This is a genomic window from Rathayibacter sp. PhB152 (assembly GCF_003751395.1).
In the GTDB taxonomy this organism is placed as follows: Bacteria; Actinomycetota; Actinomycetes; order Actinomycetales; family Microbacteriaceae; genus Rathayibacter; species Rathayibacter festucae.
Window position 1 is genome coordinate 52,508 of the sequence record NZ_RJUT01000006.1, and the last position, 25,386, is coordinate 77,893.

Genomic DNA, 25,386 nt, shown 5'->3' on the forward strand with positions numbered 1-25,386 from the left:
GGCCGCCGGCGGCCGGTTCGGCGGACGACGCCGGCGGGCCGCCGCGGGCCGCTAGTGTCGTCCGGTGGGCAGCTACACCGAACTCCTGAGAACCCCCGGCGTGGGTCGCATCATCGCGGCCCAGCTCACCGCGCGCTTCCCGTTCGGGATGCTCTCGCTCGCGTTCCTGCTGCACGTGGAGCGCGTGCACGACTCCTACGCCGCGGCCGGCCTGGTGCTCGGCTCGATGTCGATCGGCCAGGCGATCGCCGGCCCGCTGACCAGCCGCCTGATGGGCCGGCTCGGGATGCGGCGGGTGCTCACCGCCACCCTCATCGTCTGCGCGGCCGCGATCATCGCGATGGCGGTGCTGCCGCTGGAGATCTGGCAGTTCGTCGTCATCGGCTTCGTCGCGGGCCTCAGCATGCCGCCCGTGCAGCCGGCGGTCCGGACGATCTACCCGAAGATGGTGCCCAGCTCGCAGCTGACCCCGCTGTTCTCCCTCGACGCCTCGGCGCAGGAGATCATCTGGGTGCTCGGCCCGGTGCTGACGACGTTCGTCTCGATCCAGATCTCGACCGTCGCGGGCATCCTCACCGCCGCGTTCTTCCTCGTCGGCGGCGGCATCTGGTTCATCGCCTCACCCGAGGTCGGCCGGGTGCGCATCCCGCGCTCGCGTCGGAAGCTCGGCGTCGTGCTGACCAAGCCGCCGGTGCTGCTCGCGACCGTCGTCGGCTTCCTGCTGGTCGGCGCCTGCGCCGCGGTCGAGGCCGGCGTCGTGGCGGTCTTCGGCGAGGGCGGCGTGGAGTCGGGCGTCGTCCTGGCGGTCTTCGCCGCGGGCTCGCTCGTCGGCGGCCTCACCCTCGGCCACATCCCGATCAGCCGCTGGGCGACCGCGCGGCGGATGCTGATCGTCACCGTCGGCATGGGCCTCGCGGCGTTCTCGACCGATTTCTGGTGGCTCTCGATCACGCTGTTCCTGGCCGGCGTCGGCATCGCGCCGGCCCTGGCCGCGCTCTTCACGATCACGGCCGCGAGCGTGAAGTTCTCGGACACGGCGGAGGCCTACGGCTGGGTCGGCACCGGGCAGCTGATCGGCGCGGCGCTCGGCTCGGCGATCGCGGGCGTGCAGATCGACCGATCCGGCCCGACGGCCGCGATCGTGGTCGCCGCGGTGTTCGCCTTCGTCGGCTTCGTCGTCCCGGCGCTCGGCCGCCGCTTCCACCCGGACCTCCGCGGCCGCGACGCCAGCCCGCTGCCGGACACCGAGCCGGTGGAGCTGCCGACCTGAGTCGGCGTCCTCCGACGCCCTCGCGCGGAGGCGTCTCCCACTCCGCTCCGACTCGGCTCCCTTGAGGCTCCCAGCCTGTCCCCCTTAGGGTGGGGCTCGCACGGGACGGAGGGGCTGCCGATGGCACTGCGCGACGACGCGGAGGAACTCGTCCGCCAGCATCAGCGCGAGGCGGAGGAGGCGCACGTCCTCGACCCCTGGGCCGACCCCGAGACGCCCGAGTGGGCCGGCGAGCTGGCCGCGGCGCTCTGGCAGGGCTCGTTCCGCCCCAGCCCCGTCTACTACCGCGCGGAGGACCCCTCGCACGCCTGGCGCGGACCGCATCCGATCCGGGTGCACCACCTCGGCTTCGGCTGGCAGATCACGGCGCGGCGCCTGCGGGCCGGCGCGATCGTGCCGAGCACCGTCGTCCTGCTCGAGACCGGCACGCTCTGGCTCGGTCTCGGGCCCGCCCGCCGACCGGGCCGCGGACTGCGCGCCCTCGGGGAGCAGGGCCTCGTCGACGGACTGCAGCCCGGACACGACGACTACTTCGCCGTCCGCCGCTTCGTGCACACCAGCCAGGCCGCGCGCGACGACCGCCGCCTCCTCTTCGGCGTCGCCGGCCTCGCCGCCCTGATCGAGGACACCGTCCGCGTCGGCCCGCACGGCGAGCTGCACTGGCACCTCTGACCCCTCCCGCGAGATGCCACTTGTGACCGGTTCTCGCGGCGTGTCGTGCGCACAAGTGGCATCTCGCGGAGGGGGAAGAATGGGGGGATGAGCGTTCCCCTGGTTCCCCTGAACGACGGACGGGCGATCCCGCAGATCGGGCTCGGCGTCTACAAGATCGGCGACGTCGAGGCGGCCCGCACGGTCGCCACGGCGCTCGAGGCCGGCTACCGGCACATCGACACGGCGACCCTCTACGGCAACGAGCGCGGCGTCGGCGAGGGGATCCGCGCCAGCGGCCTCCCCCGCGAGCAGGTCTTCGTCACCACCAAGGTCTGGAACGACGACCACGGCTTCGACGAGACGCTCGAGGCCTTCGACCGCAGCCTCGAGTTGCTCGGCACCGACTACGTCGACCTCTACCTCGTGCACTGGCCGATCCCCTCGCGCGACCGCTACGTCGGCACCTACCGCGCGCTGGAGCGGATCCGCCAGGAGGGCCGCGCCCGCTCGATCGGCGTCTCGAACTTCGCGATCGAGCACCTCGAGCGGCTGCTCGGCGAGACCGAGGTCGTGCCCGCGATCAACCAGGTCGAGCTGCACCCGCGGCTCCCCCAGGACGAGCTGCGCGCCTTCGACGCCGCGCACGGCATCGTGACCCAGGCCTGGTCGCCGCTGGCCCGCGGCCGCCTGCTCGACGAGCCCGTGCTCGCGTCGATCGCCGCGAAGCACGGCGTCTCGCCCGCGCAGGTCGTGCTCCGCTGGCACGTGCAGCTCGGAGTAGTCGTGATCCCGAAGTCGGTGACGCCCGCGCGGATCCGGGAGAACCTCGACGTGTTCGGGTTCGCCCTCGACGCGGAGGATCTGGCAGGAATCGGTGCACTGGCGTCCGGCGAGCGCACCGGCCGCGACCCGAGCCTCGACTGACGCGCCCTAGCCTGGCGGCATGACGACGCGAGCCCCGGAGACGAGAACCGCCCTCCTCCTGCACGGACTCGGCGGCGCGTCCGGCACCTGGTGGCGGGTCGCCGAGGCGCTGACCGGTGCCGGCTGGAGCGTGACGGCACCGGATCTGCGCGGGCACGGTGCGGGCGCCCGCGGCGGGTCGTCCCGGCACGACGACTACGCCGACGACGTGCTCGCCCTGCGCGCTCCGTCCGGCACCTGGGACCTCGTGGTCGGCCACTCCCTCGGCGGGTCCGTGGCGGTGCGGGCCGCGGCGCGCGACGCCGGATGGGCCGCCCGGCTGGTGCTGCTCGACCCGGTGCTGCAGCTGGCGACCGAGTCGCGGGCGGAGGTGCGCACCGGCGAGCTCGCCGCCCTCGCCGTCACCGCGGACGAGCTCGCCGCCGCCGAGCCGCACTGGGACGAGCGCGACCGCGCCGAGAAGCTCCGCGCTGCGCACGCCGCCGACCCGGCCGCCGTCGCCGCGACCGTCGACGACAACGACCCCTGGGACCTGCTCGCCGACGTCCCGGCCCTGCGCACGCCCGCGCTCGTGCTCGCGGGCGACCCGCAGGTGTGCACGTTCTTCCCGCCGTCCCTCGCCGCCCAGGTCCTCCGCGCGAACCCGCGCGTTCGCTACGCGGTGGTCGCCGGAGCCGGTCACAGCCCGCACCGCGACCGGCCCGCGGAGACGATCGCGATGCTCCGCGAGTGGGCCGAGAGCGACGCGACGGCCTGAGACGCGCTCCGGCCGCGGCCGGCCGCCCGTGTTTCCACCGGGTGACAAGTGCCGCGAAGGGGTGTCGTTCTCGCGCGACCTGTGAATACGCTCGCAGAGGGCACCGCCGCTTCTCAGCACAGCGAGGGCGACGGAGGCCGTCGGTCCGACGGCCGCTGCCCTCGACGAAAGGGACCACCTGTGGCTACCACCACTGAAGACACCTCCGGCGCACGACGTCGACGTCCACTCCTCGGCTCGGCCGCGATGATCGGCGCCGGTGCGCTGGTCGCCGGCTTCGCCTTCGCTCCCGCGGCGAACGCCGTCGAGCCCGTCGACTTCGCCGATGCGGTGACCGTCGACGGCATCATGAACCACCTCGAGGCCTTCCAGGCGATCGCGGACGCCAACGACGGCAACCGCGCGATCGGCACCGAGGGCTACGAGCAGAGCGGCCAGTACGTCGAGGCCGTGCTGAAGGCCGCCGGCTACACCACCGAGCGCCAGGACTTCACCACCACCACCCAGACGATCGACGAGTTCTCGCTGACCACGACCCCCGCGGTCGAGGGCATCCCGATGTCGTTCACCCCCTCCACCCCCGAGGGCGGCGTCACGGGCGAGCTGATCCAGCCGGTCGACCCGCTGGGCTGCGACGCCGACGCCTGGGCCGGACTCGACGCGACCGGCAAGGTCGCCCTGGTCAGCCGCGGCACCTGCAGCTTCTCGGAGAAGTCGGCCGCCGCCGGTGCCGCCGGGGCCTCGGCCGTGATCATCTACAACAACGCTCCCGGCGAGGCGCTCAACGGCACGCTCGGCGCGCCCGACGACAGCTACATCCCGTCGGTCGGCGTGACGCTCGAGGAGGGCCAGTCGCTGATCGCCGCGCTGCCCAGCACGGCGACGCTGGTCCTCGAGCAGACGACCACCGACACCGACACCTTCAACATCATCACCGAGACGCCCGGCGGCGACCACGACAACGTGGTCATGCTCGGCGCGCACCTCGACGGCGTGCCCGAGGGTCCCGGCATCAACGACAACGGCTCGGGATCGGCCACGCTCCTCGAGACCGCCGTCCAGCTCGCGGACGCGGGCGAGACCACCAACGCCGTGCGCTTCGCCTGGTGGGGCGCCGAGGAGGTCGGGCTCGTCGGCTCGTACACCTACGTCGACTCGCTCTCGGAGGAGGAGGCCGGCGACATCGCGACCTACCTGAACTTCGACATGGTCGCCTCGCCGAACTACGTCGTCTCGGTCTACGACGCGAACGAGTCCACCTTCGAGGCCCCGGTCGAGGTGCCCGCGGGCTCCATCGCCACCGAGAAGGCGTTCACGGACTACTTCGACTCGATCGACCAGCCCTGGATCGACACCGCGTTCGACGGCCGGAGCGACTACGACGGCTTCATCTCCGCCGGCATCCCGGCCTCGGGCCTGTTCACGGGAGCGGACGACATCAAGACCGAGGAGGAGGCCGCGCTCTTCGGCGGCACCGTCGGCATCGCGCACGACCCGAACTACCACTCGGCCGGCGACGACCTGGCGAACATCAACCAGGAGGCGCTCGGCATCACCTCGAAGGCGATCGCCTTCGTGACCGCCTCGTTCGCCGAGGACACCTCCGCGATCGACGCCGAGAAGGACCCGACCACGCCGGAGCCGGAGCCCACCACCCCGCCGTTCGTGCTCCCCACCAGGGAGCAGGTCCTCGGGCTGATCGCCGCCGGCCTCTCGCCGCGCGAGATCGCGGCCGAGCTCGGCATCACCGAGGCGATCGCGCGTCCCTACGTGCAGCAGATCATCGACCGCTACGGCGTCACCGACCGGGCGAGCGCTGAGCGCCTGATCCGCGAGTACCTCGCCGACCGCGGCGTGCTCATCGGCGCGTAGCCACCGCACCACCCGAGGCGTCCCGCTCCGGTCGACGCGTCCCGCTCCGGCAGGACGCCTCGACGGGGGCGGGACGCCTCGCTCGTTCGCGGCGGGCCGCCGCCGACCCGGACCGCTCGCACTGAACGACGGATGTCGTTGATAGCCTCGCGAGCGATGGAGCCTTCCTGGATCGTCGTCGTGGCCGCGGGCGAGCGGACCGGCGAGCCCGCCGTCCGGCCGCGGCGCGTGTTCGCCGGCGTGATCGCCGTCGCCCTGCTCCTGATCCTCGGCATCAGCGCCCTCGACGTCCAGGCTGCGCGGACGCTCGCGGAGTCCGAGGCCGTCGCCGACGCCTCCGACACCGCCGATCTCCTCGCGGAGGTGATCGTCGAGCCGGCTCTCGCGGACGCCGTGCTCACCGGCGACCCGGCGGCGCTGGAGCTCGTCGACCGCGAGGTCCGGGCGCACGTGCTCGACGACTCCCTGGTGCGCGTGAAGCTCTGGGACCGCTCGGGTCGCATCCTCTACTCCGACGACCGGCGCCTGGAGGGGCGGACCTTCACCCTGGACGAGGACGATCTGGAGGCCTTCGCCGACGTCGCTGTGCACGCCGAGGTCTCCGACCTGCAGGCCCCGGAGAACGTGTACGAGCGCGACAGCGGACGCCTCCTCGAGGCCTACCGGACCGTGCGGACGCCGTCGGGGACTCCGCTCCTGTTCGAGAGCTACTTCCGCTACGACGAGGTCGTCGAGCGCAGCGGCGAGCTCTGGCGCAGCTTCGCCGTCATCTCGATCGCGAGCACGGTGCTGCTGGTGCTCGTGCTGCTGCCGGTGCTCGCGCGCCTGCTCGCGCTGATCGGGCGGTCGCGGCGGAGTCGCGAGGCACTGCTGCAGCGCGCCCTGGACGCCTCGGCGGACGAGCGCCGGCGGATCGCGGCGACCGTCCACGACGGTGCCGTGCAGGACCTCGTCGCCGCCTCCTTCGCCGTGCACGGGCGGGCGGAGCGGGCCGAGGCGGACGGCGATCCCGCCCTCGCCGCGGATCTCCGCGAGGTCGCCGCGACCGTCCGCACCGGCCTCGGCGGTCTGCGGTCGCTGCTCGTCGACATCTACCCGCCGAGCCTCGCCGACGCGGGGCTCGCCGCCGCTCTGGAGGATCTCGCCGTCACGACCCGCGCGCGCGGACTGGACGTGGTGGTCGAGGCGCCGCCGCGCACCGGCCTGACCGCGGACGACGAGCGGCTCCTCTACCGGGTCGCGCACGAGGCGCTGACGAACGCGGTCAAGCACTCCGGCGCGCGGAGCGTCCTCGTCCGGCTGCGGCGCGCAGGCGATCGCACGGGCCGCTCGCTCGCGCTCGACGTCGTCGACGACGGGTGCGGCTTCGACGCGGCGACGGCGCTCGCGCACCCGGAGGCGGGACACCTCGGGCTGAGCATTCTGCGCGACCTCGCCCGCGAGCGCGGCGCCGAGCTGCGCCTCCTGACGGCTCCAGGCCGGGGGACGCACTGGCGACTGGAGCCGGCGCCGTGATCCGCGTCCTGATCGTCGACGGATCATCCGCTCGTCCGCGCGGGCCTCGCCGCGCTGATCTCGAGCGCGCCGGACCTGCTGCTCGTCGGGCAGGCGGGCAGCGGCGAGGAGGCGCTCGGATCGGCGGCGGAGTCCGCGCCCGACGTCGTCCTGATGGACCTGTCGATGCCGGGCATGGACGGCATCGAGGCGACCGCGCGGATGCTCGCCCTGCACCCGGCGATCCGCGTCGTGGTCCTGACCTCGTTCGACGACCGGGGCCGCGTCCTCGCCGCGCTGCGGGCGGGTGCCCAGGGGTACCAGCTCAAGGACGCCGACCCCGCCGTGGTGCTCGACGCGGTCCGCTCGGCGGCGGCGGGGCACGCCCCGCTGGATCCTCGGGCGGCCCGGGCTCTGCTGCCGGGCGGTGCCGGCGCCGCCCTGCCCGCGCTCAGCACTCGCGAGGAGCAGGTGCTGCGGCTGATCGCCTCCGGCCGAGCGAACAAGGAGATCGCGCGAGAGCTCGGGATCGCGGAGCGGACGGTCAAGGTGCACGTCGGGCACGCCTTCACGCGCATCGGCGTGCGCGATCGCACGAGCGCCGCGCTGTGGGTGCGCGACCACCTGCCCGGGTACTAGTACCAAGGTCCGATTGCCGCGCGGCGCGGCGCGGGCGAGGGTTGCCTCCTACCCGCACCGGCCCGGCGCCGGTCGACAGGAAGGCCACGATGTCCCCCCTCAGCAGAACCGCCCGCACTGCGGCGATCGCCGCGATCGCGCTGCTCCTCACCGGCCTCGCGGCCTCGCCCGCGCAGGCCAAGACCTCGTCCGTCGGAGGCGACTACTCCGTCACCGTGAACGGCACCACCTACGACCCGGCCGCCGGCAAGGACGTGAAGCTCAAGGACGTCGCCGTCGCCGGGACCATCGCCGTGCGCGGCGTCAACAACCGCTTCGACCTCCGCGTGTCGACGCTGGGCGTCTACGACTACACGCTCACCGGCGCCCCCGACACGCAGCGGATGGTCACCTCGCCGACGGTGGTCTTCGCGTCCAAGGTGCCGACGCTCACCGCGGCGCAGCTCGCGGGCGCGCGGCTCGACTCGCTGGAGGTGAAGGACGACACCCTGGTGGTGATCCTCCGGACCGCGGCCGGCAAGCTCAAGGTGCAGGCGAAGGACGGCGCGCAGGGCGGCATCTTCCAGATGGAGCCCGAGTTCGCCGGGAACGTCGAGCTCGTGCACACCCTCGGCCCCGGGCTGTTCTACTTCGTCAACAGCTTCACCGGCAAGATCAACTTCGGCAGTGGAGTCGACGCAGTGACCCCGGCCCAGAGCGCGACGGGCTACCACTCGATGCTGCTCGGCAAGGACAGCCCGCAGGTCGCCACGAAGACCTTCCAGAGCGGCACGGTCACGAAGTGGACCGTCGCCCCGGGTGGCCGCCTCGGCGGGGTGCTCGGCGAGGACGCCGTCGAGCTCTCGCAGGGAGCGACCAACTGCACGAGCCAGTGCCAGGCGCAGAACCGCATCAACGGCTCGCTGCCCGTTCCGCCGGACCCCGTGAACCCGACCCCGATCGGCTGAGCCGACCCGGACGCCCGAGGCGTCCCGTCCCTGTCGAGGAGTCCCGCTGCTGCTGGACGCCTCGACGGGAACGGGACGCCTCACGCGTTCCCTGCGTCCGCTTCCGGGCGGTCGGGCCCGCGTCAGGAACGGCGGGCGCGGGCGAAGGCCTCCTCGACGTCCTCGTCCGGGTCGGCGAGGAGGCGGAGGGTCGCGAGGGCGTGGAAGCGGCGGGGGTCCTCCTCCGAGCGCGCGGCGGCCTCGAGGACGGGGCCCGCGGCGTCGCCGAGCATCAGCAGCGCGCGGGTGAGGGCGCGCTGGTCCGGGCGGTCGCGCTCGCCGAGGTGCTCCGCGAGCTGCCGGGCCAGCGCGGGCCGCTCGGAGTCCGGGGCGAGCCGGGCGGCGGTGCGCCAGGCCGCGTGCGCGACCGCGGGGTGCTCGTCGTGCAGCAGCGCGGGCGTGATCGCCCGGAACGCGCGCGGATCGCCCACCTTCGACAGCGTGTGCAGCGCCTGGCTGCGGGCCTGCGGCGTCTCGGACTCGAGCTCGGGCAGCAGCAGGTCGACGGTGACCGCCGGATCGTGCCGGGTGAGCGCCCAGGTGAGCATCTCGCGCACGCCGAAGTCGGGCTCGACGGCGCAGCGGGCCACGAGCACCGGGGCGTACTCGCCGGCGGGCCGGGTGCCGGCGGTCATCGCCGCCTGCAGCCGGGACGACGCGTCGGGGGCGGTCAGGGCGGCGCGGAGCCTGTCGGCGGGCCGGTTCTCGTCAGTCATCGCCGTCCATTCGACACCCGCCGCCCGAAAGGACGTCGAGTGCCCCCCTCTGTCCCCGGCCGCGAGATGCCACTTGTGACGCGATTCCTCGGCGTGTCGCGTGCACAAGTGGCATCTCGCGGGAGGGGCGGGGCTTCCCGCCGCGGCGGCGCACGGTGTTCACTGGGGCCATGCGAGCCATCTGGAAGGGCGCGATCACCTTCGGCCTGGTCAACGTGCCGGTGAAGATCTACAGCGCCACCGAGGACCACGACGTCCCCCTGCACCAGGTGCACGACAAGGACGGCGGCCGGATCCGCTACGCCCGCAAGTGCGAGATCTGCGGCGAGGTCGTGACCTTCGATCACATCGACAAGGCGTACGACGACGGCGAGCGCACGGTCGTGCTGACCAAGGACGAGCTGAAGGCGCTGCCGGAGGAGCGCGACCGCGAGATCGACGTCGTGCAGTTCGTGCCGAGCGAGCAGGTCGACCCGATCATGTTCGACCGCGCCTACATCCTCGAGCCGGACTCCTCCTCCCCCAAGGCCTACGTGCTGCTGCGCCGCACCCTCGAGGAGACGGACCGCACCGCCATCGTCGAGTTCGCGCTCCGGCAGAAGACCCGGCTCGCGGCGCTGCGGGTGCGCGGCAAGCTGCTGATGCTGCAGACGCTGCTCTGGGCGGACGAGGTGCGCGAGGTCGAGTTCCCGTCGCTCGAGGGCACCACCCGGATCGCCGCCCGCGAGCTGGAGATGTCCTCGCACCTGGTCGACTCCTACTCGGAGGACTTCGACGCGTCGAAGTTCCAGGACTCCTACCAGGCCGAGCTGCGCACCCTCATCGACGCGAAGATCGAGCAGGGCGACGCCCTCGACACCTCCGCCACCTTCGGTGAGAAGCCCGAGGAGGAGGGCGGCGGCGAGGTGCTCGACCTGATGGAGGCGCTGAAGCGCTCGGTCGAGCGCAGCCGCGGGGCGAAGGCGGGGGCGAAGGCGGACCCCGAGGAGAAGGCGCCGGCGAAGAAGCGGGCGACGAGGAAGAAGGCGGACGAGGACTCCTCCGCCGACGAGGACTCGGCGCCGAAGAAGACCGCCGCCAAGAAGCCGCCGGCGAAGAAGAGCGCCGCGAAGAGCGACGACGAGAAGGCCGCTCCGGAGAAGATCACTCCGAAGAAGAAGCCCGCGGCGAAGAAGGCGGCCTCAACGGCCGAAGCGGAGGAGGAGAAGGCGGCGTCCTGACCCCCTCCGGCCCGGAGGATCGGCTCAGGCGAGCTCGTCCACGTCGTCGAGGTCGACCGCGACCGAGCTGACCAGCGCGAGCAGCGCCTCCGCATAGGCGTTCTCGGCGATCTCGTCCTCGAAGTCGCGCTGCTCGCCGGCGAGCTCGACGGTCACGGCGAAGCGCACCGGCCCGCCGTCCGCGACGCGGCGCAGCGAGCGGAACGTGCCGCGGAGCAGCTCGCGCAGCTGGTCCTCGCGCGGCAGCCAGAGCGAGTCGTCGAGCGCCACGGAGTCGAGCGCCCACTCGGTCGTGCCGTTGAAGCCGAGGACCGTGCCGGTCTCGTACTCGTGCGCCTCGATGGTCATGTCGCTCACGGTGAAGACGTCGCCGTCGAACCCCTCGCGCTCGATGCGGAAGCGGTCGCCGGTGACCGGTGCCCAGCGCAGCCCAGCGGTGCGCAGCGCCCTGGCCAGTTCTAAGGAGATCATCCCCCGATCATGGCGCGCGTTCCCGGACGGAGGCCGCGAAGACGGGACCGCGGCCCCGATGTCGGTGGGTGAGTTTACGTTCATGAAACGTCCGGTTCACAGGCCGGGCACCCGCACTGCATAGCGTGGCTCACTGTGCCCCTTTCAGGGGCGAAGGGTCGCCGTCGCCGTGCGGTGACGCACCACCGCTCTCCGGAGCGGCGATCGAGAGGACCACCATGCCCGACTCCCCCGCACCCCTCGCGGACAGGCCTCGCGCCCGCACACCGAGGAGGCGCCTCGCCCTCGCGGCCCTCGCCGGTCTCGCCCTGGTCGCCACGCCGCTGGTCGCGACCCCCGCCACCGCGGCTCCGAGCGGAGACGAGCTGGTCATCAGCGAGATCTTCGCCCGCGGCGGCTCGGCCGGCGCGACCTACAGCAACCGCTTCGTCGAGCTCTACAACCCGACCGGCGCCGACGTCGCGCTCTCGGGCCTCTCGCTGCAGTACCGCTCGGCCACCGGCACGGCGAACCCGACGACGACCGTCGCGCTCACCGGCACCGTCCCCGCCGAGGGCCACTTCCTGATCGCCGGTGCGAGCAACGGCAGCAACGGCGCGCCGCTCCCCGCCGCCGACCAGACCGCGAACGGCCTCAACATCGCGGCCGCGGGCGGCACGCTCTTCCTGGTCGAGGGCACCGCGACCCTCGTCGCCCCGCCGACCGGCACCGCCGAGCAGCCCGACGCGGTCCTCGACCTGCTCGGCTACGGCACCTCCAACACCTTCGAGTCGGCGGCCGCCACCGCGCCGACGCTGACCGAGTCGATCGCCCGCGCCGACACCGCGACCGGCGACACCGACTCCAACGCCGCCGACTTCACCGTCGGCGCGATGACCCCCGAGTCCGCCGGCGGCGGCGCCACCCCGGAGCCGACGCCCGCGCCGACCGGGACGCCGACCCCCACCGCGACCCCGACCGCCCCGCCGACCACTCCGCCGACGACGCCGCCCACCACCGCGCCAACCGTCTCGATCGCCGAGATCCAGGGCACCGGAGCCGCGTCTCCGCTCGTCGGGCAGACCGTCACCACCACCGGCGTCGTCACCGCGCGCTACCCCTCCGGCGGCTACAGCGGCTACGTGATCCAGACCGCCGGCACCGGCGCGCAGACCACCGGCCGCACCGCCTCCGACGCCGTCTTCGTCTACTCCTCCGCCTCGGTCGGCGCGGTCGCGATCGGCGACAACGTGCGCATCACCGGCGCCGTCAGCGAGTTCAACGGCCTCACCGAGCTCACCCCGACCTCGGCCGCGACCGTCGAGAAGCTCGGCACCCCGGCCGTCGCGCCGATCCCGGCCGCCGTCGGCCTGCCGCGCTCCACGGAGGAGCGCGAGACGCTCGAGAGCATGCTGATCGCCCCGCAGGGCGCGTTCACCGTGACCGACACCTTCGACCTCAACAGCTTCGGCTCCGTCGGCCTCGCCGCCGGCGACTCGCCGCTGCTGACCCCGACCGAGGTCGCCCGCCCCGGAACGCCCGAGCTGGCCGCGGTCGTCGCCGACAACGCCGCCCGCGCGATCGTCCTCGACGACGGCGCCTCGATCAACTTCCTCGGCGCCGCCGCGAACAAGGCGATCCCGCTGCCCTACCTCACCCCGACCGAGCCGATCCGCGTGGGCGCCCCGGCGACCTTCACGACCCCGGTCGTCCTCGACTACCGCAACGGCGGCTGGTCCTTCCAGCCGACGACGCAGCTGACGGTCGAGAACGCCGCGACCGTCCAGCCCGCGACCTTCGCGAACACCCGCGAGGCGGCCCCCGAGGCCGTCGGCGGCGACCTCTCGATCGCGTCCTTCAACGTGCTCAACTACTTCTCCACCACGGGTGACTCGATCACCGGCTGCACCTTCTACACCGACCGCGACGGCGACCCCGTCACGGTCAACAGCGGCTGCGACGCCCGCGGCGCCGCGAACGCGGACGACCTCGAGCGCCAGCAGGCCAAGATCGTCACCGCGATCAACAGCCTCGGCGCCGGCGTCGTCTCCCTCGAGGAGATCGAGAACTCGGCCAAGTTCGGCAAGCCGCGCGACGAGGCCCTCGCCACGCTGACCGCCGCGCTCAACACCGCCGCCGGCTCGGAGCTGTGGGCGTACGTGCCCTCGCCCGCCGCCCTCCCCGCGCTCGCGGACGAGGACGTCATCCGCACGGCGTTCATCTACAAGAAGGCCGTCATCGAGCCGGTCGGCGAGTCCGTCGTCCTGAACGACGGCGTCGCCTTCTCCAACGCCCGCAAGCCCCTCGCCCAGGAGTTCCGCCTGATCGGCGACAGCGCCAGCGAGTTCGTCGCGATCGTGAACCACTTCAAGTCGAAGGGCTCCGGCTCCGGAGTCGACGCGGACCAGGGCGACGGCCAGGGCGCCTCGAACGCCTCCCGCGTCAACCAGGCCACCGCGCTCGTCGCGTTCGCCGACCGCCTGAAGACCGAGAAGGCGACGGACCTCGTCTACCTGCTCGGCGACTTCAACGCCTACTCGCAGGAGGACCCGATCCAGGTCCTGCGCGACGCGGGCTACATCGACCAGGGCGCGAAGGACGGGAAGTACTCCTACTCCTTCGACGGCGCGGTCGGCTCGCTCGACCACGTCTTCGCCTCCCCGGCGGCCGACGCGACCGTGACCGGTGTCGACACCTGGAACATCAACAGCGGAGAGTCGGTGGCGCTGGAGTACAGCCGCTACGACTACAACGCGACGATCTTCTACGACACCTCGGCCTACCGCTCGAGCGACCACGACCCGGTCGTCGTCGGCCTGGACCTGCCCGAAACCGCGCCGGCGACCGTGATCGACGTCGCGACCAGCGCGAAGACCACGCGCCTCGCCGTGCTCCGCACGCTGACGGTCACGGCTGTCAACAACGGCCCGGAGGCGGTCGCGATCGAGATCTCGACGCCCTACGGCACTCGGACGAAGAGCTCGGTGAAGCCGGGCCAGTCGTTCACGACCTCCTACCTCACGGTGCTCCGCCCGATCAAGGCCGGTACCGCGACGATCGAGGTCACCGCGAAGGACGGCACGGAGCGGACGTACCAGCAGGCGTACAGCGCCCGCTAGAGCGCTAGCCCGCTAGCCGAGGCACGACCGACCGCCGGGGCGGGCCCGCTGAGAAGCGGGCCCGCCCTCGTCGCGCCACCCCTGACGTCGTCCGGGTCCGGCTCCTAGAGTGCGGAGCATGCCCGAGGGAGACAGCGTCCACCGTCTCGCCGCCCGTCTGAGGCGGTCAGCGGACGGCCGCACCGTCACGGACGGCGAGCTGCGCTCGGGCGACGCGGCCGGCAGCTCGCTCGAGGGCCTGCGGATCCTCGAGCACGACACGCACGGCAAGCACCTGCTCACCCGCTTCTCCGGTGACCTGACCCTGCACACCCACCTCCGGATGCAGGGCTCGTGGACGGTCACCTCGCCCGGCCGCTCCGTCCCGCGGGCCGTGCAGAAGGACGTCCGCGTCCGGCTCCGGCTCGACGACGGGGTGACCCTCTGGGGCGTCGACCTCCCCGTCGTCGAGCTGCTGCCGACCCGCGACGAGGCGCGCGCGGTCGCCCACCTCGGGCCGGATCCGCTCCGCGCCGACTGGAGCGCGGAGGAGGCCGTCGCCCGCCTCTCCCGCACACCGGAGCGGCCGGTCATCGCCGCCCTGCTCGATCAGCGCCTGATGGCCGGCCTCGGCAACCTCTGGGCGAACGAGGTCTGCTTCCTCCGCGGGCTCTTCCCCTGGCGGCCCGTCGGCACCGTCGACGTCCGCGCCCTGGTCGCCACCGCCGCCCGGGGCCTGCGCGCGTCCGTCACGGTGCCCGGGATGTTCCAGACCACCACCGGCGACACCCGCCGCGGCGAGCGGCACTGGGTCGCGGGCCGCGCCGGCCGGCCGTGCCTGCGCTGCGGCACCACGGTCCTCGTCCGCGCCGAGGTCCGCGACGACCCGGAGCAGCGGCGCACCTGGTGGTGCCCGCACTGCCAGCCCGAGCTCCCCTGAGGCGGGCCGTGCCCTCGACCGCCCGCCTGCGTAGGCTGGGCGGAACGAGCGGAGGGGTGTCATGAGCGACAACGTCTGGGGGTCCCCGGACCCGTCGGCCCGGCGCGATCAGCCGTCGGCGACCGGGGTCGAACGGAGCTCCGCAGCGCAGCCGCCTGCCGAGAACGGCGCCGAGACGCCGGCGGAGGCCGAGCTCGCCCGCCCCGAGGACATCGAGCGGGCGCAGGCCGTCAAGGACCTCAAGCGCCGCCGCGACTTCGCCGGCTCGGTCGGCGGCTGGGCGAGCGTCTCCGCGATCACCACCGGCGTCTGGTTCGCGACCGGCGCCGACGGCTACTTCTGGCCGATCTGGCCGATGCTCGGCATCGGCATCGGGGTGGTCAGCCAGGCCGCCGCCCTCTGGGGCCCGGCGAAGAAGGAGATCACCGAGGCGGACATCGCCGCCCAGATGCGCAAGCGCGAGTCCCGCGGCCGCTGACCCCCGGTCGCCCGCCTCCATGCTGGTCGAGTAGCCGCGCAGCGACGTATCGAGACCCACCGTCCTCAGCAGGGCGGGACTGCAGACTCCCGTCCTGACGCAGGTGGATCTCGATACGCCCGCTCCGCGGGCTACTCGATCACCATGACTCCCTCAATGCCGGCCGCGTCGCCGCTTGCATGCTGGTCGAGTAGCCGCGTAGCGGCGTATCGAGACCCACCCCGACAGCACCCGCCACCCCCTCCCAGGAGTCCCGTCGACCCCGGCTGCTAGGGTGCGTGTCGAGCGCGCCGACGTCCCGACGGCTGCGCTCACGGCACAGCGTGGCGCGCCGGACCCGAGGCGTGCCGCCTCCGGCACCGCCCACTGACGGTTTGGACACCCTTGGCCGACTCCTCCTCGCCCTCCTCCGCGCAGCCTCCCTTCGACGCGTCGCAGTTCCACGAGCTCCCGCCGAAGCGGCCCTCCCGTCGAGCCGTCGTGCTCGGCGCGGTCGGTGCCGGCCTCGGCCTCGTCGCCCTCGGCGGCGGCGGCTACGCCGCCTACCGCGCCCTGCAGCCCGACCAGCCCGGGGTCTCCGGCGAGCCGGGCACCCCGGCCGCCGAGCTCGACCTGCTGGCCGGCGTCCCGACTCCGACGCCCTCCTTCGGCCCGAACGGCACCCACTGGCCCTCGCGGACCCCGTGGTTCACCGGCGACGTCGACCTCGAGGTCGAGGTGGAGTGCTCCTGGTCGGCGATCAGCGAGGCGATCACCACCGCGCTCGACACCGCGGGCCCCGCCGACACCGTCCGCATCCTCGTCGCACCGGGCGAGCTGCCCGGCGGCGGCGCCGGATCGAGCTCGTCCCCGATGATGCAGGACATCGGCACGCTCGATCGCGACACCCGCGTCCTCGTCTACCCGCGCGACGGCTGGGGCACGGTCACCACCGCCAACTCCTGGCGTCTGCTCCGCGTCTACAACGTCGCGCTGGTCGGCATCGTCACCAACGGCGCCTTCCTCGCCTCCGGCTGCAGCAGCTCGGCCTTCGCGCGGATCACCACCAACGCCTACAACGTCTACGGCGTCGACGGCACCGACTTCACCGAGAACGTCGAGCTCGTCGAGGTGGTCGTCCCGGACGCCCAGCTCCGCGACGAGGACGTCTCGAGCATGCGCACCCCCACCGACGGCGCGGGCGGCCTCCGCCACATCTTCCGGATCGGCTGCTACACCGCCCCGGCGTACAAGGAGAAGGGCTCCGGCGCGCACACCGACACCGTGCAGTTCTCCGGCCAGGGCGGCAACTACTACGGCGACATCACGAGCATCGACTGCATCGACTTCGCCTCGACGAACACCGCGTTCCAGATCGGCTCGGCCGAGAACGTGCGCTACCAGCACTGCCTGGTCGTCGGAGCGGACGTCGTGAAGCGGGTCTTCCCGGTGCCGGACGAGGCCGATCAGGACGGCAGCTTCGGCGCCTCCAACGGCCCCGGCGTCGAGTTCGGCTGCTCGGCGCTCGACAGCACCTTCATCGGACCGATGGGCGCGGCGACCTGGGCGTCGGTGACGAACTCGACCGCCGGCTACGAGACCACCGGCGCGGCACCGAAGGAGGGCGAGTGGATCATCGACGAGTCGATCCTCGAGTGGAGCGCCGACGACGTGCACGAGCGCAGCCCGCAGGTGACGAGCGAGTACCTAGCCCAGATCTGGGCCTGACCGGCCGGGCGCTCGGGCGCGCGGCTTCCGGCGCTCAGCCCGCGTGCCGCCCGGCCCGCGCCGGTCGCGTCAGCGCGACGAGCGGCGCCGGCACCGTGAAGAGCGGATCCCCCGGGATCAGCGCCAGCACCCGGCGGATCCCGAGCGACAGCGCGACGATCGCCGCCGTGAGCACCAGCGGGTAGAGCAGCGCCGCGACCGGCTTCTCGAGCAGCCCCGTCAGCCAGGCGGCGTCCGGGTTCGCGACGAGCGACCACAGCCCGAGCAGCGGCACCTGCAGCAGGTAGATCGGCAGCGTCCGCCGCCCGATCGCCGAGCCGACCCGCGCCGCCGGCGCCCAGCGGCAGAGCAGAGCCGCGCAGGCCACGGCGAGCGGAATCGCGCTCGCGCTCACCACGAAGCCCGCGATCTGCCCGGCCGCCCCGTCGACGACACGCCCGCCCACGACCGCTACCAGGAACACCCCGAGCGGCACGAGCAGCACCAGCACGCCCGGCCGCGAGAAGCGGCGCAGCTGCTCCGCCCCGAGGACGCCGAGCGCGAAGAAGACGAAGTTGGCCAGCAGCGCGTCGCCGAAGAGGATCACCCGCAGGTTCGTCGCCAGGAACCAGGCGGCGGTGCCGAGCAGCAGGATCCCCCACCACGGCACCCGCAGCGCCCGCAGCAGCACCAGCACGAGCGGGTAGAGCGCGAGCGCGAAGAGGAACCAGAGCGTGGTCGTCGGGAAGACGAACTGCAGCAGGACGCGGTCGAGCGAGTCGATCGAGTGCGGGAAGTCCGGGCGCGCGAGCAGGGCGAAGAACACCGCGTAGAGCACGACCCACACCGCGTAGAGGTAGTAGTTCGAGACGAGCCGCACCCGCGCGGAGCCGCGACGCCAGCCGCGCAGCAGGCCGGACTGCGCGAGGAGCCCCGCCAGCGCGAAGAGGATCGGCATCCGGATGCGCCCGAGCGAGCCGCCGACCTGGTCCCAGAGCGCGGCGATCGAGGATCCGGGATCCGCGACGGTGGCGAAGCTCCAGATCAGGACGTGGAAGAGGACGACCGCGAGGACGCCGAGGCCGCGGGTCGTGTCGATCCAGGCGAGCCGCTCGCGCGCGACGAGCGCGTCCCCTGATCCCGTTGCCACGCGAACCAGTATGCGGGCTCGATGTGTCGCGGAAAACGCGACGTGCGGCGCGCGGCGTCGGTGCGCGGTGGTGGCTCGCGGTGTTCGATCACGCGTCGGCCGCCGATTCGCGCCGTCAGCTCGCCCCGTCGAGCCGCCCGACCGCGGTGACCCGCACGACCGCCGCACCCGCCTCGTCCGACTCCGCGAGATCGACCGTGGCGGAGATCCCCCAGTCGTGATCACCGGCCGGATCGTCCAGGATCTGCCGCACCCGCCACTCGGTCGGCGTCTCGGTGACGAGCAGCATCTTCGGACCGCGGGCGTCCGGCCCGATCCCGATCGAGTCGTGCTCGTCGTAGTAGTCGTCGAGCGCCTCTCCCCAGGCGTCGGCGTCGAAGCCGGCCGCCGCGTCCAGCTCGCCGAGCGCCTCGTGGTCGTCCAGCGCCGCGAGCGTGACCCGCCGGAACAGCTCGTTGCGCACCAGCACCCGGAAGGCGCGCTGGTTCGCTGTCAGTCGGCGCGGCGCGGGCGGCACGATCGCCTGGTCGGCGGCGTGCAGGGCCGGGTTGACCAGCTCCTCCCACTCGTCGACCAGCGAGGAGTCGACCTGGCGCACCAGCTCGCCGAGCCACTCGATCAGATCGTGCAGCTCCTCGTTCTTGATCTCGTCCGGGATGGTCTGCCGGGCGGCCCGGAACGCGTCGGAGAGGTAGCGCAGCACCAGGCCCTCCGAGCGGGAGAGCTTGTAGAACGCGCAGTACTCGCCGAACGACATCGCGCGCTCGTACATGTCGCGCACGACCGACTTGGGCGAGAGCTCGAAGTCGCGCACCCACGGCTGCACGGCGGTGTAGGTCTCGAAGGTCGCCTCGAGCAGCTCCTGGAGCGGCTTGGGGTGCGTGACGCTCTCGAGCAGCTCCATCCGCTCCTCGTACTCGATGCCGTCCGCCTTCATCGCGGCGACCGCGTCGCCCCTGGCCTGGAACTGCTGGGCGCCGAGGATCTGCCGCGGGTCGTCGAGCGTGGCCTCGAGCACCGAGATCACGTCCAGCGCGAAGGTCGGCGACTCCGGGTCGAGCACGTCGAACACGGCGAGCGCGAACGGCGAGAGCGGCTGGTTGAGCGCGAAGTTCGGCTGCAGATCGACGGTCAGCCGGATGCGGACCACGCCATCGGCGTCGACGATCTGCTCGACGACCTCCGCGGTGCGGAGCGTGCGGTAGATGCCCAGCGCCCGGCGGGCCAGCTGCAGCTGCCGCTTCCACGGCTCGTGGTTGTCGAAGATCAGCGCGTGCACGTTCGCGAAGACATCGCCGCCGCGCGCGATCACGTTGAGCAGCATCGCGGAGGTGATCGTCATGTGCGAGGTGAGCGTCTCGGGCTCGGCGTCGACGAGCTTGCGGAAGCTCGGCTCGCCCCAGCTGACGAAGCCCTGCGGCGCGCGCTTGCCGACCCATTTGCGCCGCTTCTTCGGGTCGTCGCCCATCTTGTCGAGCGCCTTACGATTCTCCGACTCGTGCTCGGGCGCCTGCACCACCACGGTGCCCGCGGTGTCGTAGCCCGCGCGGCCGGCCCGCCCGGCGATCTGGTGGAACTCGCGCGCCGAGAGCTGGCGGCTCTTCACGCCGTCGTACTTGGTCAGCGCGCTGAGCAGGACCGTCCGGATCGGCACGTTGATGCCGACGCCGAGGGTGTCCGTCCCGCAGATCACCCGCAGCATGCCCTGCTGGGCCAGCTGCTCGACCAGGCGGCGGTACTTGGGCAGCATGCCCGCGTGGTGCACGCCGATCCCGAGCCGGAGCAGGCGCGAGAGGGTCTTGCCGAACGCGGTCGTGAAGCGGAAGCCGCCGATCACCTCGGCGATGCGGTCGCGGTGCTCGCGGGTGGCGATGTTCGCGCTGGTCAGCGCCTGCGCGCGCTCGAGCGCGGCGGCCTGGGAGAAGTGCACGATGTAGACCGGCGCCTGGTTCGTCGAGAGCAGCTCCTCGATCGAGTCGTGGATCGGCGCGATCTCGTAGAAGAAGTGCAGCGGCACCGGCCGCTCGACGCCGGTGACCGTCGCGGTCTCGCGCCCCGTGCGCCGGGTGAGGTCCGCTGCGAGCGCCGTCACATCGCCCAGCGTCGCCGACATCAGCACGAACTGCACGTGCGGCAGCGTCAGCAGCGGTACCTGCCAGGCCCAGCCGCGGGACGGGTCGGCGTAGAAGTGGAACTCGTCCATCACGACCTGGTCGACGTCGGTCTCGGCGCCGTGCCGGAGTGCCAGGTTGGCGAGGATCTCGGCGGTGCAGCAGATGATCGGCGCGTCCGGGTTCACCGAGGAGTCGCCGGTCACCATGCCGACGTTCGCGGCGCCGAAGACGTCGACCAGCGCGAAGAACTTCTCCGAGACGAGCGCCTTGATCGGCGCGGTGTAGTAGCTGCGCCGGCCGTTCGCCAGCGCGGCGGCGTGCGCCCCGATCGCGACCAGCGACTTCCCGGTGCCGGTCGGCGTCGACAGGATCAGATTCGCCCCCGACGAGATCTCGATCATCGACTCGTCCTGCGCCGGGTACAGCGGCAGCCCCCGCGCCTCGGCCCACTCCGTGAACGCCAGGTACACCGCGTCGTCGTCGACGCGCCCGTCGGCGTCGGGCGTCGGCATCCGTTCGAGCAGCGTCGCAGTCATCCCCCCATCCTCCCGGAGTTTCCTGCGCCAGGCCCCCTCCCTGCTGGTCCAGTGCCTCCGCAGCGGCCGCACCCTGCTGGTCGAGTAGCCGCGCAGCGGCGTATCGAGACCCACCCACCCGGACACCGGTGGATCTCGATACGCCCTCTCCGAGGGCTGCTCGATCACCATGCCGATGCCGGTCGAGCAGCCGCGCAGCGGCGTATCGGGACCCGCGCTCACGGTCGCGCTCGATCCGCGAGGGCCCGGCGTAGCCGCTCGACCGAGCGCTCGGGGTGCGGCAGGAACTCGGCCGCGACGATGCGCACCGGGTGCACACCGATCGCGAGGAAGTCGTCGTAGCGGCCGACGTCGCGCGCGAACCGGCGGTTGCTCGTGCGGTGTCCGTCGCCCTCGTACTCCCAGGACACCCGCTCCCGCTCGTACCAGCCGTCGGGCCGCCCGACGAAGACACCCGCCGACGTGAACAGCGCCACCTGGAGCTGCGGCTCCGGCAGTCCTGCCCGCACCGACGCGAGCCGGAAACGGGACTCCGGCCGCGACTCGGCGCCGTCGCGCACCAGCGCGATCGCCTCGCGCAGCCGCGCCGCCCCGCGCCCGCAGAACCACGCCACTCGCTCGCGGAGCTCCCCCAGCGGCACCCAGGGGCGCGGATCCTCCGAGTCTCCGCGGTGCGGCGTCCGCACGAGCGCGTCGCCCACCGCCACGAGATCGTCGAGCTCGAGCAGCGTGCCCAGATGGCAGAAGAGCGACGCCCCGTCGGTCATCGGCAAGCCGTGCCGGACGACGCGCCGTACCCGCGCATCGGAGACCGCGTGCCCGGCCACTCCCGGACGCCGTGCCGCCCGAGCCGGCGCGCGCACGCTGACATGCAGCGGCTCACCCGGCAGGGCGCGCGGGAGCTCCAGCGGCCAGAGCCTCGCCGCGGTCAGATGGCTGAGGACCGCTCCCGGCCCGAGCAGGGCGAGGAGCGCCCGCGCGCGGATCTCGAGGTCCGGATCGACGCCCTCGACCCGCACGCCGTGGAACGGCGCCGTCAGATCGCCGCTGCGCAGGCGACCCCGGGCGAGACCGACGCGAGCGGCCTCGGCGACGGTGAACGGCCGCCCGAGGAGCTCGGAGGGAAGACGGGACGGCTGCGGCATCCCGCCACCGTGCCGCACGCGGACCCCTGAGAACCGCTCTTCACAGACCCGCCTGTTCTCCACACCCCGACCGCGCCAGTCGATCCGTCACGAACGGTCCCCTCGCGCATCCGGAGACGACCGTTCGTGCCGGATCGACGCGAGCAATGGGCTGGGCGATCAGCAAGCTGGGGCCGGTCAGCAGTCCGCGGGTCAGGCGAGCGCGCGCTCGACGTAGGGGCGCAGGTCGGCGGCGAGGCGCAGCTCGCCCGCGGCCTCGGCGTCGAGGAGGGTCTGCGCGTCGTCCGCGCGGCGCTCGACGAACCAGCGGCGCAGCGGCACGGCACGCTCCGGGCGCGAGAGCAGCTCGACCGCGTCGCCGGCCTCGATGCTCCCCCGGTGCAGGACCCGCAGATAGGCGCCGGTGCGGCCCTCGTCGGCGAAGCGCTTGACCCAGTGCGGCTCGCCGAGCACGCGCTGGAAGGTCGCGCACGGCGTCCGCGGCATCGTCACCTCGACCTCGACCTTCTCGCCGATCCGCCAGCGCTCACCGATCACGGCGCCGGTCAGATCGAGCCCCTCGACGCGCAGGTTCTCGCCGAACCGTCCGGGGGGCATCTCGTAGCCGAGCCGCTCCGCCCACCACTCGGCGTCCTCGCGGGCGTAGGCGTAGAGCGCCTTCGCCTCGCCGCCGTGGTGCGCGCGGTCGGCCTGCACGTCGGCGTAGACGCCGAGATCCCGGATGACGACCGGCCCCTCGACGGGGCGCTTGTCGATGGCGGTCACGCCGACCAGGCCCGGGTCCAGGAGCAGGCGGTCGACGCGGCAGACGGCGAGGAGTCGGGGCATGCGGTCATGCTCTCACCGCCGGGCCCCGCTCGCGCGCAGAGGCTCGCCGGTGGGCGGTGCGCGGGTGCTCGCCGCGTAGGCTCGCCGGGTGCGCGCCGCCCTCCCCTCCCCCCGCTTCGATCCGCTCGTCCTCGACGGCCTCGCCGAGGGCTACGCCGGCGACACCGGCGCTCGCGAGCACGCGGAGGGGCTCCGCTTCGACGGCGTCGACCTGACCGGCGCCGACCTGACCGCAGCCTCGTTCAGCGAGTGCGTGCTCGACGGCGTGGTCCTCGAGCGGGCGCAGCTGCGGGCCGCCTCCCTCGTGGAATCGCGGCTCGAGCGGCTGGACGTGCCCGGGCTGTCCGCGCCCCGCAGCCGCTGGCGCTCGATCGAGCTCGCCTCCTCCCGGCTGGGCTCGGCCGAGCTCTACGAGAGCACCTTCGAGCAGGTCCGCATCACGGACTGCAAGCTCGGCTACGTCAACCTGCGCGGAGCGACCCTGCGCGACGTCCTCTTCGAGCGCTGCACGATCGACGAGCTCGACCTGGGCGGGGCCACCGGTTCGCGAGTGGCCTTCACCGACTGCGACGTCCGCTCCCTGGAGCTGCCCGGCGCGAGGATCCAGGACCTCGACCTGCGCGGCGCCGAGCTGCACGTGCTCGGCGGTCTCGACGGGCTCCGCGGCGTCGCGCTCACGGAGCTGCAGCTCAGCCTGATGCTGCCGCTGTTCGCCGAGCACTTCGGCGTGCGGGTCCTCGGCTGAGCGGACCCCCGGCCCTACGCGCGCCGCCGGCCGATCCGCCGGCTGAGCGCCCGGCGACCGAGCAGGAACACTCCGAGCACGATCGTCGTGACGACCACGAAGCTCAGCTGCACGCCCTGCCCAGAGAGCACCCGCAGCAGCATCCCGCCGGCCACGGTCACGACCCAGACCACGATCCCGGAGACGACGATGCGATCCGGCGTCCGCCAGGCGCGCGCGATGACCCAGCCCAGCAGCAGCGCCGCGAGGAAGGGCCAGAGCGTCACGAGGAAGCCCTCCAGCACCGAGTCGCCGTCGTGCGTCCGCCGCCCGATCAGCACGAAGACCGCGACGAGGAGGACGTCCACCGCCAGGCCGAGCCCGGCGCGGCGGGTCATGCCGGCTCCGTCACGAAGTCGATCAGCTGCTCGACCCGGCCGAGCAGCGCCGGCTCCAGGTCCTTGAAGGTCCGGACCTGCCCGAGGATGCGCTGCCAAGCGCGCGCGATGTCGGCCTGCTCGTCGTGCGGCCAGCCGAGCGCCTGGCAGATGCCCTTCTTCCACTCGATCGAGCGCGGGACGTCCGGCCAGCGCTCGAGGCCGACGCGGGCCGGCTTGACCGCCTGCCAGACGTCGACGAAGGGATGGCCGACCACGAGGACGTGCGCGCCGTGCGGGCCCGCGGCGACCGCGTCGGCGATCCGCGACTCCTTCGACCCGCGGACGAGGTGGTCGACGAGCACGCCGATCCGCCGTCCGGGCCCTGGGGCGAAGGCGCGGACCAGCTCGTCGAGGTTGTCGACGCCCTCGATGTACTCGACGACGACGCCCTCGATCCGCAGGTCGTGGCCCCAGACCTTCTCCACCAGCTCGGCGTCGTGCCGGCCCTCGACGTAGATGCGGCTCGGCAGCGCGACGCGCGCCTTCGCATCCGCGACGTGGAAGGAGCCGGAGGCGGAGCGCGCCCGGCCGAGGTTCGCGTCGCGCTTGAGACCGGGGGCCTTGAGCGACACCGGCTTGCCGTCAATCAAAAAGCCGGGGCCGATCGGGAAGACGCGGACCTTGCCGAAGCGGTCCTCGAGCTTCACCATCCGCAGCTCCACGCCGACGACCGCGCCGACGAAGCCGGAGGCGACCTCCTCGACGACGAGATCGCGCTCGGCCTCGACCACCGCGACCTCGACCGTGTTCTTCGCCCGCCAGTTCCCGGCGAGCACGTCCTGCCCGTACCTGTCCTCGTCCATCGCCTCGAGGGTAGCCCGCTGCTGCGGATGATCATCACTCTCGATTACCAGAATGTATTGCGATGCGTTTATAGATCTGGTCCACTGGTTCTGGCCGCCGACCGGTGGCCGCGTTCCTCGAAAGGCAGCACCATGAGCAGCACCGACCTCCACGCCGAGCACGACCTCACCGAGCACCAGCACGGCGACGGCTGCGGCCACACCACCGTCCAGCACGACGACCACGTCGACTACGCGCACGGCACCCACCGCCACGCCCTGCACGGCGACCACTACGACGAGCACGGCGCCCACGCCGAGCACGTCGCCGCCGCCGACCAGTCCTGACCCGCGCGCGGCAGCATGCTGGTCGAGTAGCGCGAAGCGCGTATCGAGACCCGCCCACCGGACGACGGCGGATCTCGATACGCCCTCTCCGAGGGCTGCTCGATCAGCATGAGCGAGCCGCCCATGCAAGACGGC

The 25,386-nt window shown here is 72.9% G+C and carries 23 protein-coding genes; 15 read left to right on the forward strand and 8 right to left on the reverse strand.

The window, feature by feature from the left end; genetic code table 11:
* Positions 1-64: 64 nt before the first annotated feature.
* The 8 genes from EDF36_RS14725 (at position 65) to EDF36_RS14760 (ending at position 8,557) form a co-directional block, all read left to right on the forward strand.
* On the forward strand, positions 65-1,270 hold the full coding sequence (locus EDF36_RS14725) for an MFS transporter (protein ID WP_123733584.1): 1,206 nt from the start codon (positions 65-67) through the stop codon (positions 1,268-1,270).
* A gap of 120 nt (positions 1,271-1,390) precedes the next feature.
* Positions 1,391-1,942, forward strand: coding sequence for a hypothetical protein (locus EDF36_RS14730; RefSeq protein WP_123447651.1), 552 nt, complete (start codon positions 1,391-1,393; stop codon positions 1,940-1,942).
* A gap of 87 nt (positions 1,943-2,029) precedes the next feature.
* Positions 2,030-2,848, forward strand: a complete 819-nt coding sequence (locus EDF36_RS14735; protein ID WP_123733585.1) for an aldo/keto reductase — start codon at positions 2,030-2,032, stop codon at positions 2,846-2,848.
* A 19-nt stretch (positions 2,849-2,867) separates the two neighbouring features.
* Positions 2,868-3,605, forward strand: a complete 738-nt coding sequence (locus EDF36_RS14740; protein ID WP_123733586.1) for an alpha/beta fold hydrolase — start codon at positions 2,868-2,870, stop codon at positions 3,603-3,605.
* 180 nt (positions 3,606-3,785) lie between these two features.
* On the forward strand, positions 3,786-5,477 hold the full coding sequence (locus EDF36_RS14745; RefSeq protein WP_260300736.1) for a M28 family peptidase: 1,692 nt from the start codon (positions 3,786-3,788) through the stop codon (positions 5,475-5,477).
* A 156-nt stretch (positions 5,478-5,633) separates the two neighbouring features.
* Positions 5,634-6,992, forward strand: coding sequence for an ATP-binding protein (locus EDF36_RS14750; RefSeq protein ID WP_123733588.1), 1,359 nt, complete (start codon positions 5,634-5,636; stop codon positions 6,990-6,992).
* 78 nt (positions 6,993-7,070) lie between these two features.
* A complete protein-coding gene (locus EDF36_RS14755) occupies positions 7,071-7,610 on the forward strand; it encodes a response regulator transcription factor (protein WP_311316380.1) in 540 nt (179 codons plus the stop codon).
* Positions 7,611-7,699: 89 nt separating this feature from the next.
* A complete protein-coding gene (locus EDF36_RS14760) occupies positions 7,700-8,557 on the forward strand; it encodes a hypothetical protein (RefSeq protein WP_123705169.1) in 858 nt (285 codons plus the stop codon).
* A 122-nt stretch (positions 8,558-8,679) separates the two neighbouring features.
* On the opposite strand, the gene EDF36_RS14765 is transcribed toward EDF36_RS14760, so the two are convergent.
* Positions 8,680-9,312 (reverse strand): HEAT repeat domain-containing protein, encoded by a 633-nt coding sequence (locus EDF36_RS14765; RefSeq protein ID WP_123733589.1) that lies wholly within the window; start codon positions 9,310-9,312, stop codon positions 8,680-8,682.
* A 170-nt stretch (positions 9,313-9,482) separates the two neighbouring features.
* Here EDF36_RS14765 and EDF36_RS14770 point away from each other — a divergent pair, with 170 nt between their 5' ends.
* Positions 9,483-10,532, forward strand: coding sequence for a Ku protein (locus EDF36_RS14770; RefSeq protein WP_123733590.1), 1,050 nt, complete (start codon positions 9,483-9,485; stop codon positions 10,530-10,532).
* A gap of 24 nt (positions 10,533-10,556) precedes the next feature.
* Here EDF36_RS14770 and EDF36_RS14775 read toward each other — a convergent pair whose 3' ends face one another.
* Positions 10,557-11,003 (reverse strand): hypothetical protein, encoded by a 447-nt coding sequence (locus EDF36_RS14775; protein ID WP_123733591.1) that lies wholly within the window; start codon positions 11,001-11,003, stop codon positions 10,557-10,559.
* A 218-nt stretch (positions 11,004-11,221) separates the two neighbouring features.
* Here EDF36_RS14775 and EDF36_RS14780 point away from each other — a divergent pair, with 218 nt between their 5' ends.
* The 4 genes from EDF36_RS14780 (at position 11,222) to EDF36_RS14795 (ending at position 17,205) form a co-directional block, all read left to right on the forward strand.
* A complete protein-coding gene (locus tag EDF36_RS14780) occupies positions 11,222-14,101 on the forward strand; it encodes an ExeM/NucH family extracellular endonuclease (protein ID WP_185020495.1) in 2,880 nt (959 codons plus the stop codon).
* 118 nt (positions 14,102-14,219) lie between these two features.
* On the forward strand, positions 14,220-15,020 hold the full coding sequence (locus EDF36_RS14785) for an Fpg/Nei family DNA glycosylase (protein ID WP_123733592.1): 801 nt from the start codon (positions 14,220-14,222) through the stop codon (positions 15,018-15,020).
* Positions 15,021-15,081: 61 nt separating this feature from the next.
* The gene (locus EDF36_RS14790) at positions 15,082-15,498 is read left to right on the forward strand and encodes a 2TM domain-containing protein (protein WP_123733593.1); all 417 of its coding nucleotides are present in this window, start codon (positions 15,082-15,084) and stop codon (positions 15,496-15,498) included.
* Between the two features lie 384 nt (positions 15,499-15,882).
* Entirely contained in the window at positions 15,883-17,205 is a 1,323-nt protein-coding gene (locus EDF36_RS14795) for a hypothetical protein (protein WP_123733594.1), read from the forward strand.
* Positions 17,206-17,239: 34 nt separating this feature from the next.
* Here EDF36_RS14795 and EDF36_RS14800 read toward each other — a convergent pair whose 3' ends face one another.
* The 4 genes from EDF36_RS14800 to EDF36_RS14815 all read right to left on the reverse strand — a co-directional run bounded on the left by EDF36_RS14800 (position 17,240) and on the right by EDF36_RS14815 (position 22,957).
* Positions 17,240-18,334 (reverse strand): acyltransferase, encoded by a 1,095-nt coding sequence (locus tag EDF36_RS14800; protein ID WP_185020294.1) that lies wholly within the window; start codon positions 18,332-18,334, stop codon positions 17,240-17,242.
* Between the two features lie 115 nt (positions 18,335-18,449).
* Positions 18,450-20,984 (reverse strand): RNA helicase, encoded by a 2,535-nt coding sequence (locus tag EDF36_RS14805; RefSeq protein WP_123705178.1) that lies wholly within the window; start codon positions 20,982-20,984, stop codon positions 18,450-18,452.
* Between the two features lie 218 nt (positions 20,985-21,202).
* Positions 21,203-22,129: a hypothetical protein gene (locus EDF36_RS14810; RefSeq protein WP_123733595.1), complete on the reverse strand. Its 927-nt coding sequence runs from the start codon at positions 22,127-22,129 to the stop codon at positions 21,203-21,205.
* 192 nt (positions 22,130-22,321) lie between these two features.
* Complete coding sequence (locus EDF36_RS14815; RefSeq protein ID WP_123733596.1) at positions 22,322-22,957, reverse strand: MOSC domain-containing protein; 636 nt, start codon at positions 22,955-22,957, stop codon at positions 22,322-22,324.
* An 88-nt stretch (positions 22,958-23,045) separates the two neighbouring features.
* On the opposite strand from EDF36_RS14815, the gene EDF36_RS14820 reads away from it, so the two are divergent.
* Positions 23,046-23,702 carry a pentapeptide repeat-containing protein gene (locus tag EDF36_RS14820; protein ID WP_123733597.1) on the forward strand — a complete coding sequence of 219 codons (657 nt, stop codon included), beginning with the start codon at positions 23,046-23,048 and terminating at the stop codon, positions 23,700-23,702.
* Positions 23,703-23,716: 14 nt separating this feature from the next.
* Here the strand turns inward: EDF36_RS14820 and EDF36_RS14825 are convergent, their stop codons facing one another.
* Both EDF36_RS14825 and EDF36_RS14830 read right to left on the reverse strand, forming a co-directional pair.
* Positions 23,717-24,079, reverse strand: coding sequence for a DUF3054 domain-containing protein (locus EDF36_RS14825; protein ID WP_123447665.1), 363 nt, complete (start codon positions 24,077-24,079; stop codon positions 23,717-23,719).
* Entirely contained in the window at positions 24,076-24,924 is an 849-nt protein-coding gene (locus tag EDF36_RS14830; RefSeq protein ID WP_123447666.1) for a DUF3097 domain-containing protein, read from the reverse strand. The genes EDF36_RS14825 and EDF36_RS14830 overlap by 4 nt, the downstream gene beginning before the upstream one ends.
* Before the next feature lie 132 nt (positions 24,925-25,056).
* Between EDF36_RS14830 and EDF36_RS14835 the strand changes: the two genes are divergently transcribed.
* The gene (locus EDF36_RS14835; RefSeq protein WP_123447667.1) at positions 25,057-25,251 is read left to right on the forward strand and encodes a zinc transporter permease; all 195 of its coding nucleotides are present in this window, start codon (positions 25,057-25,059) and stop codon (positions 25,249-25,251) included.
* Positions 25,252-25,386 lie beyond the last annotated feature (135 nt).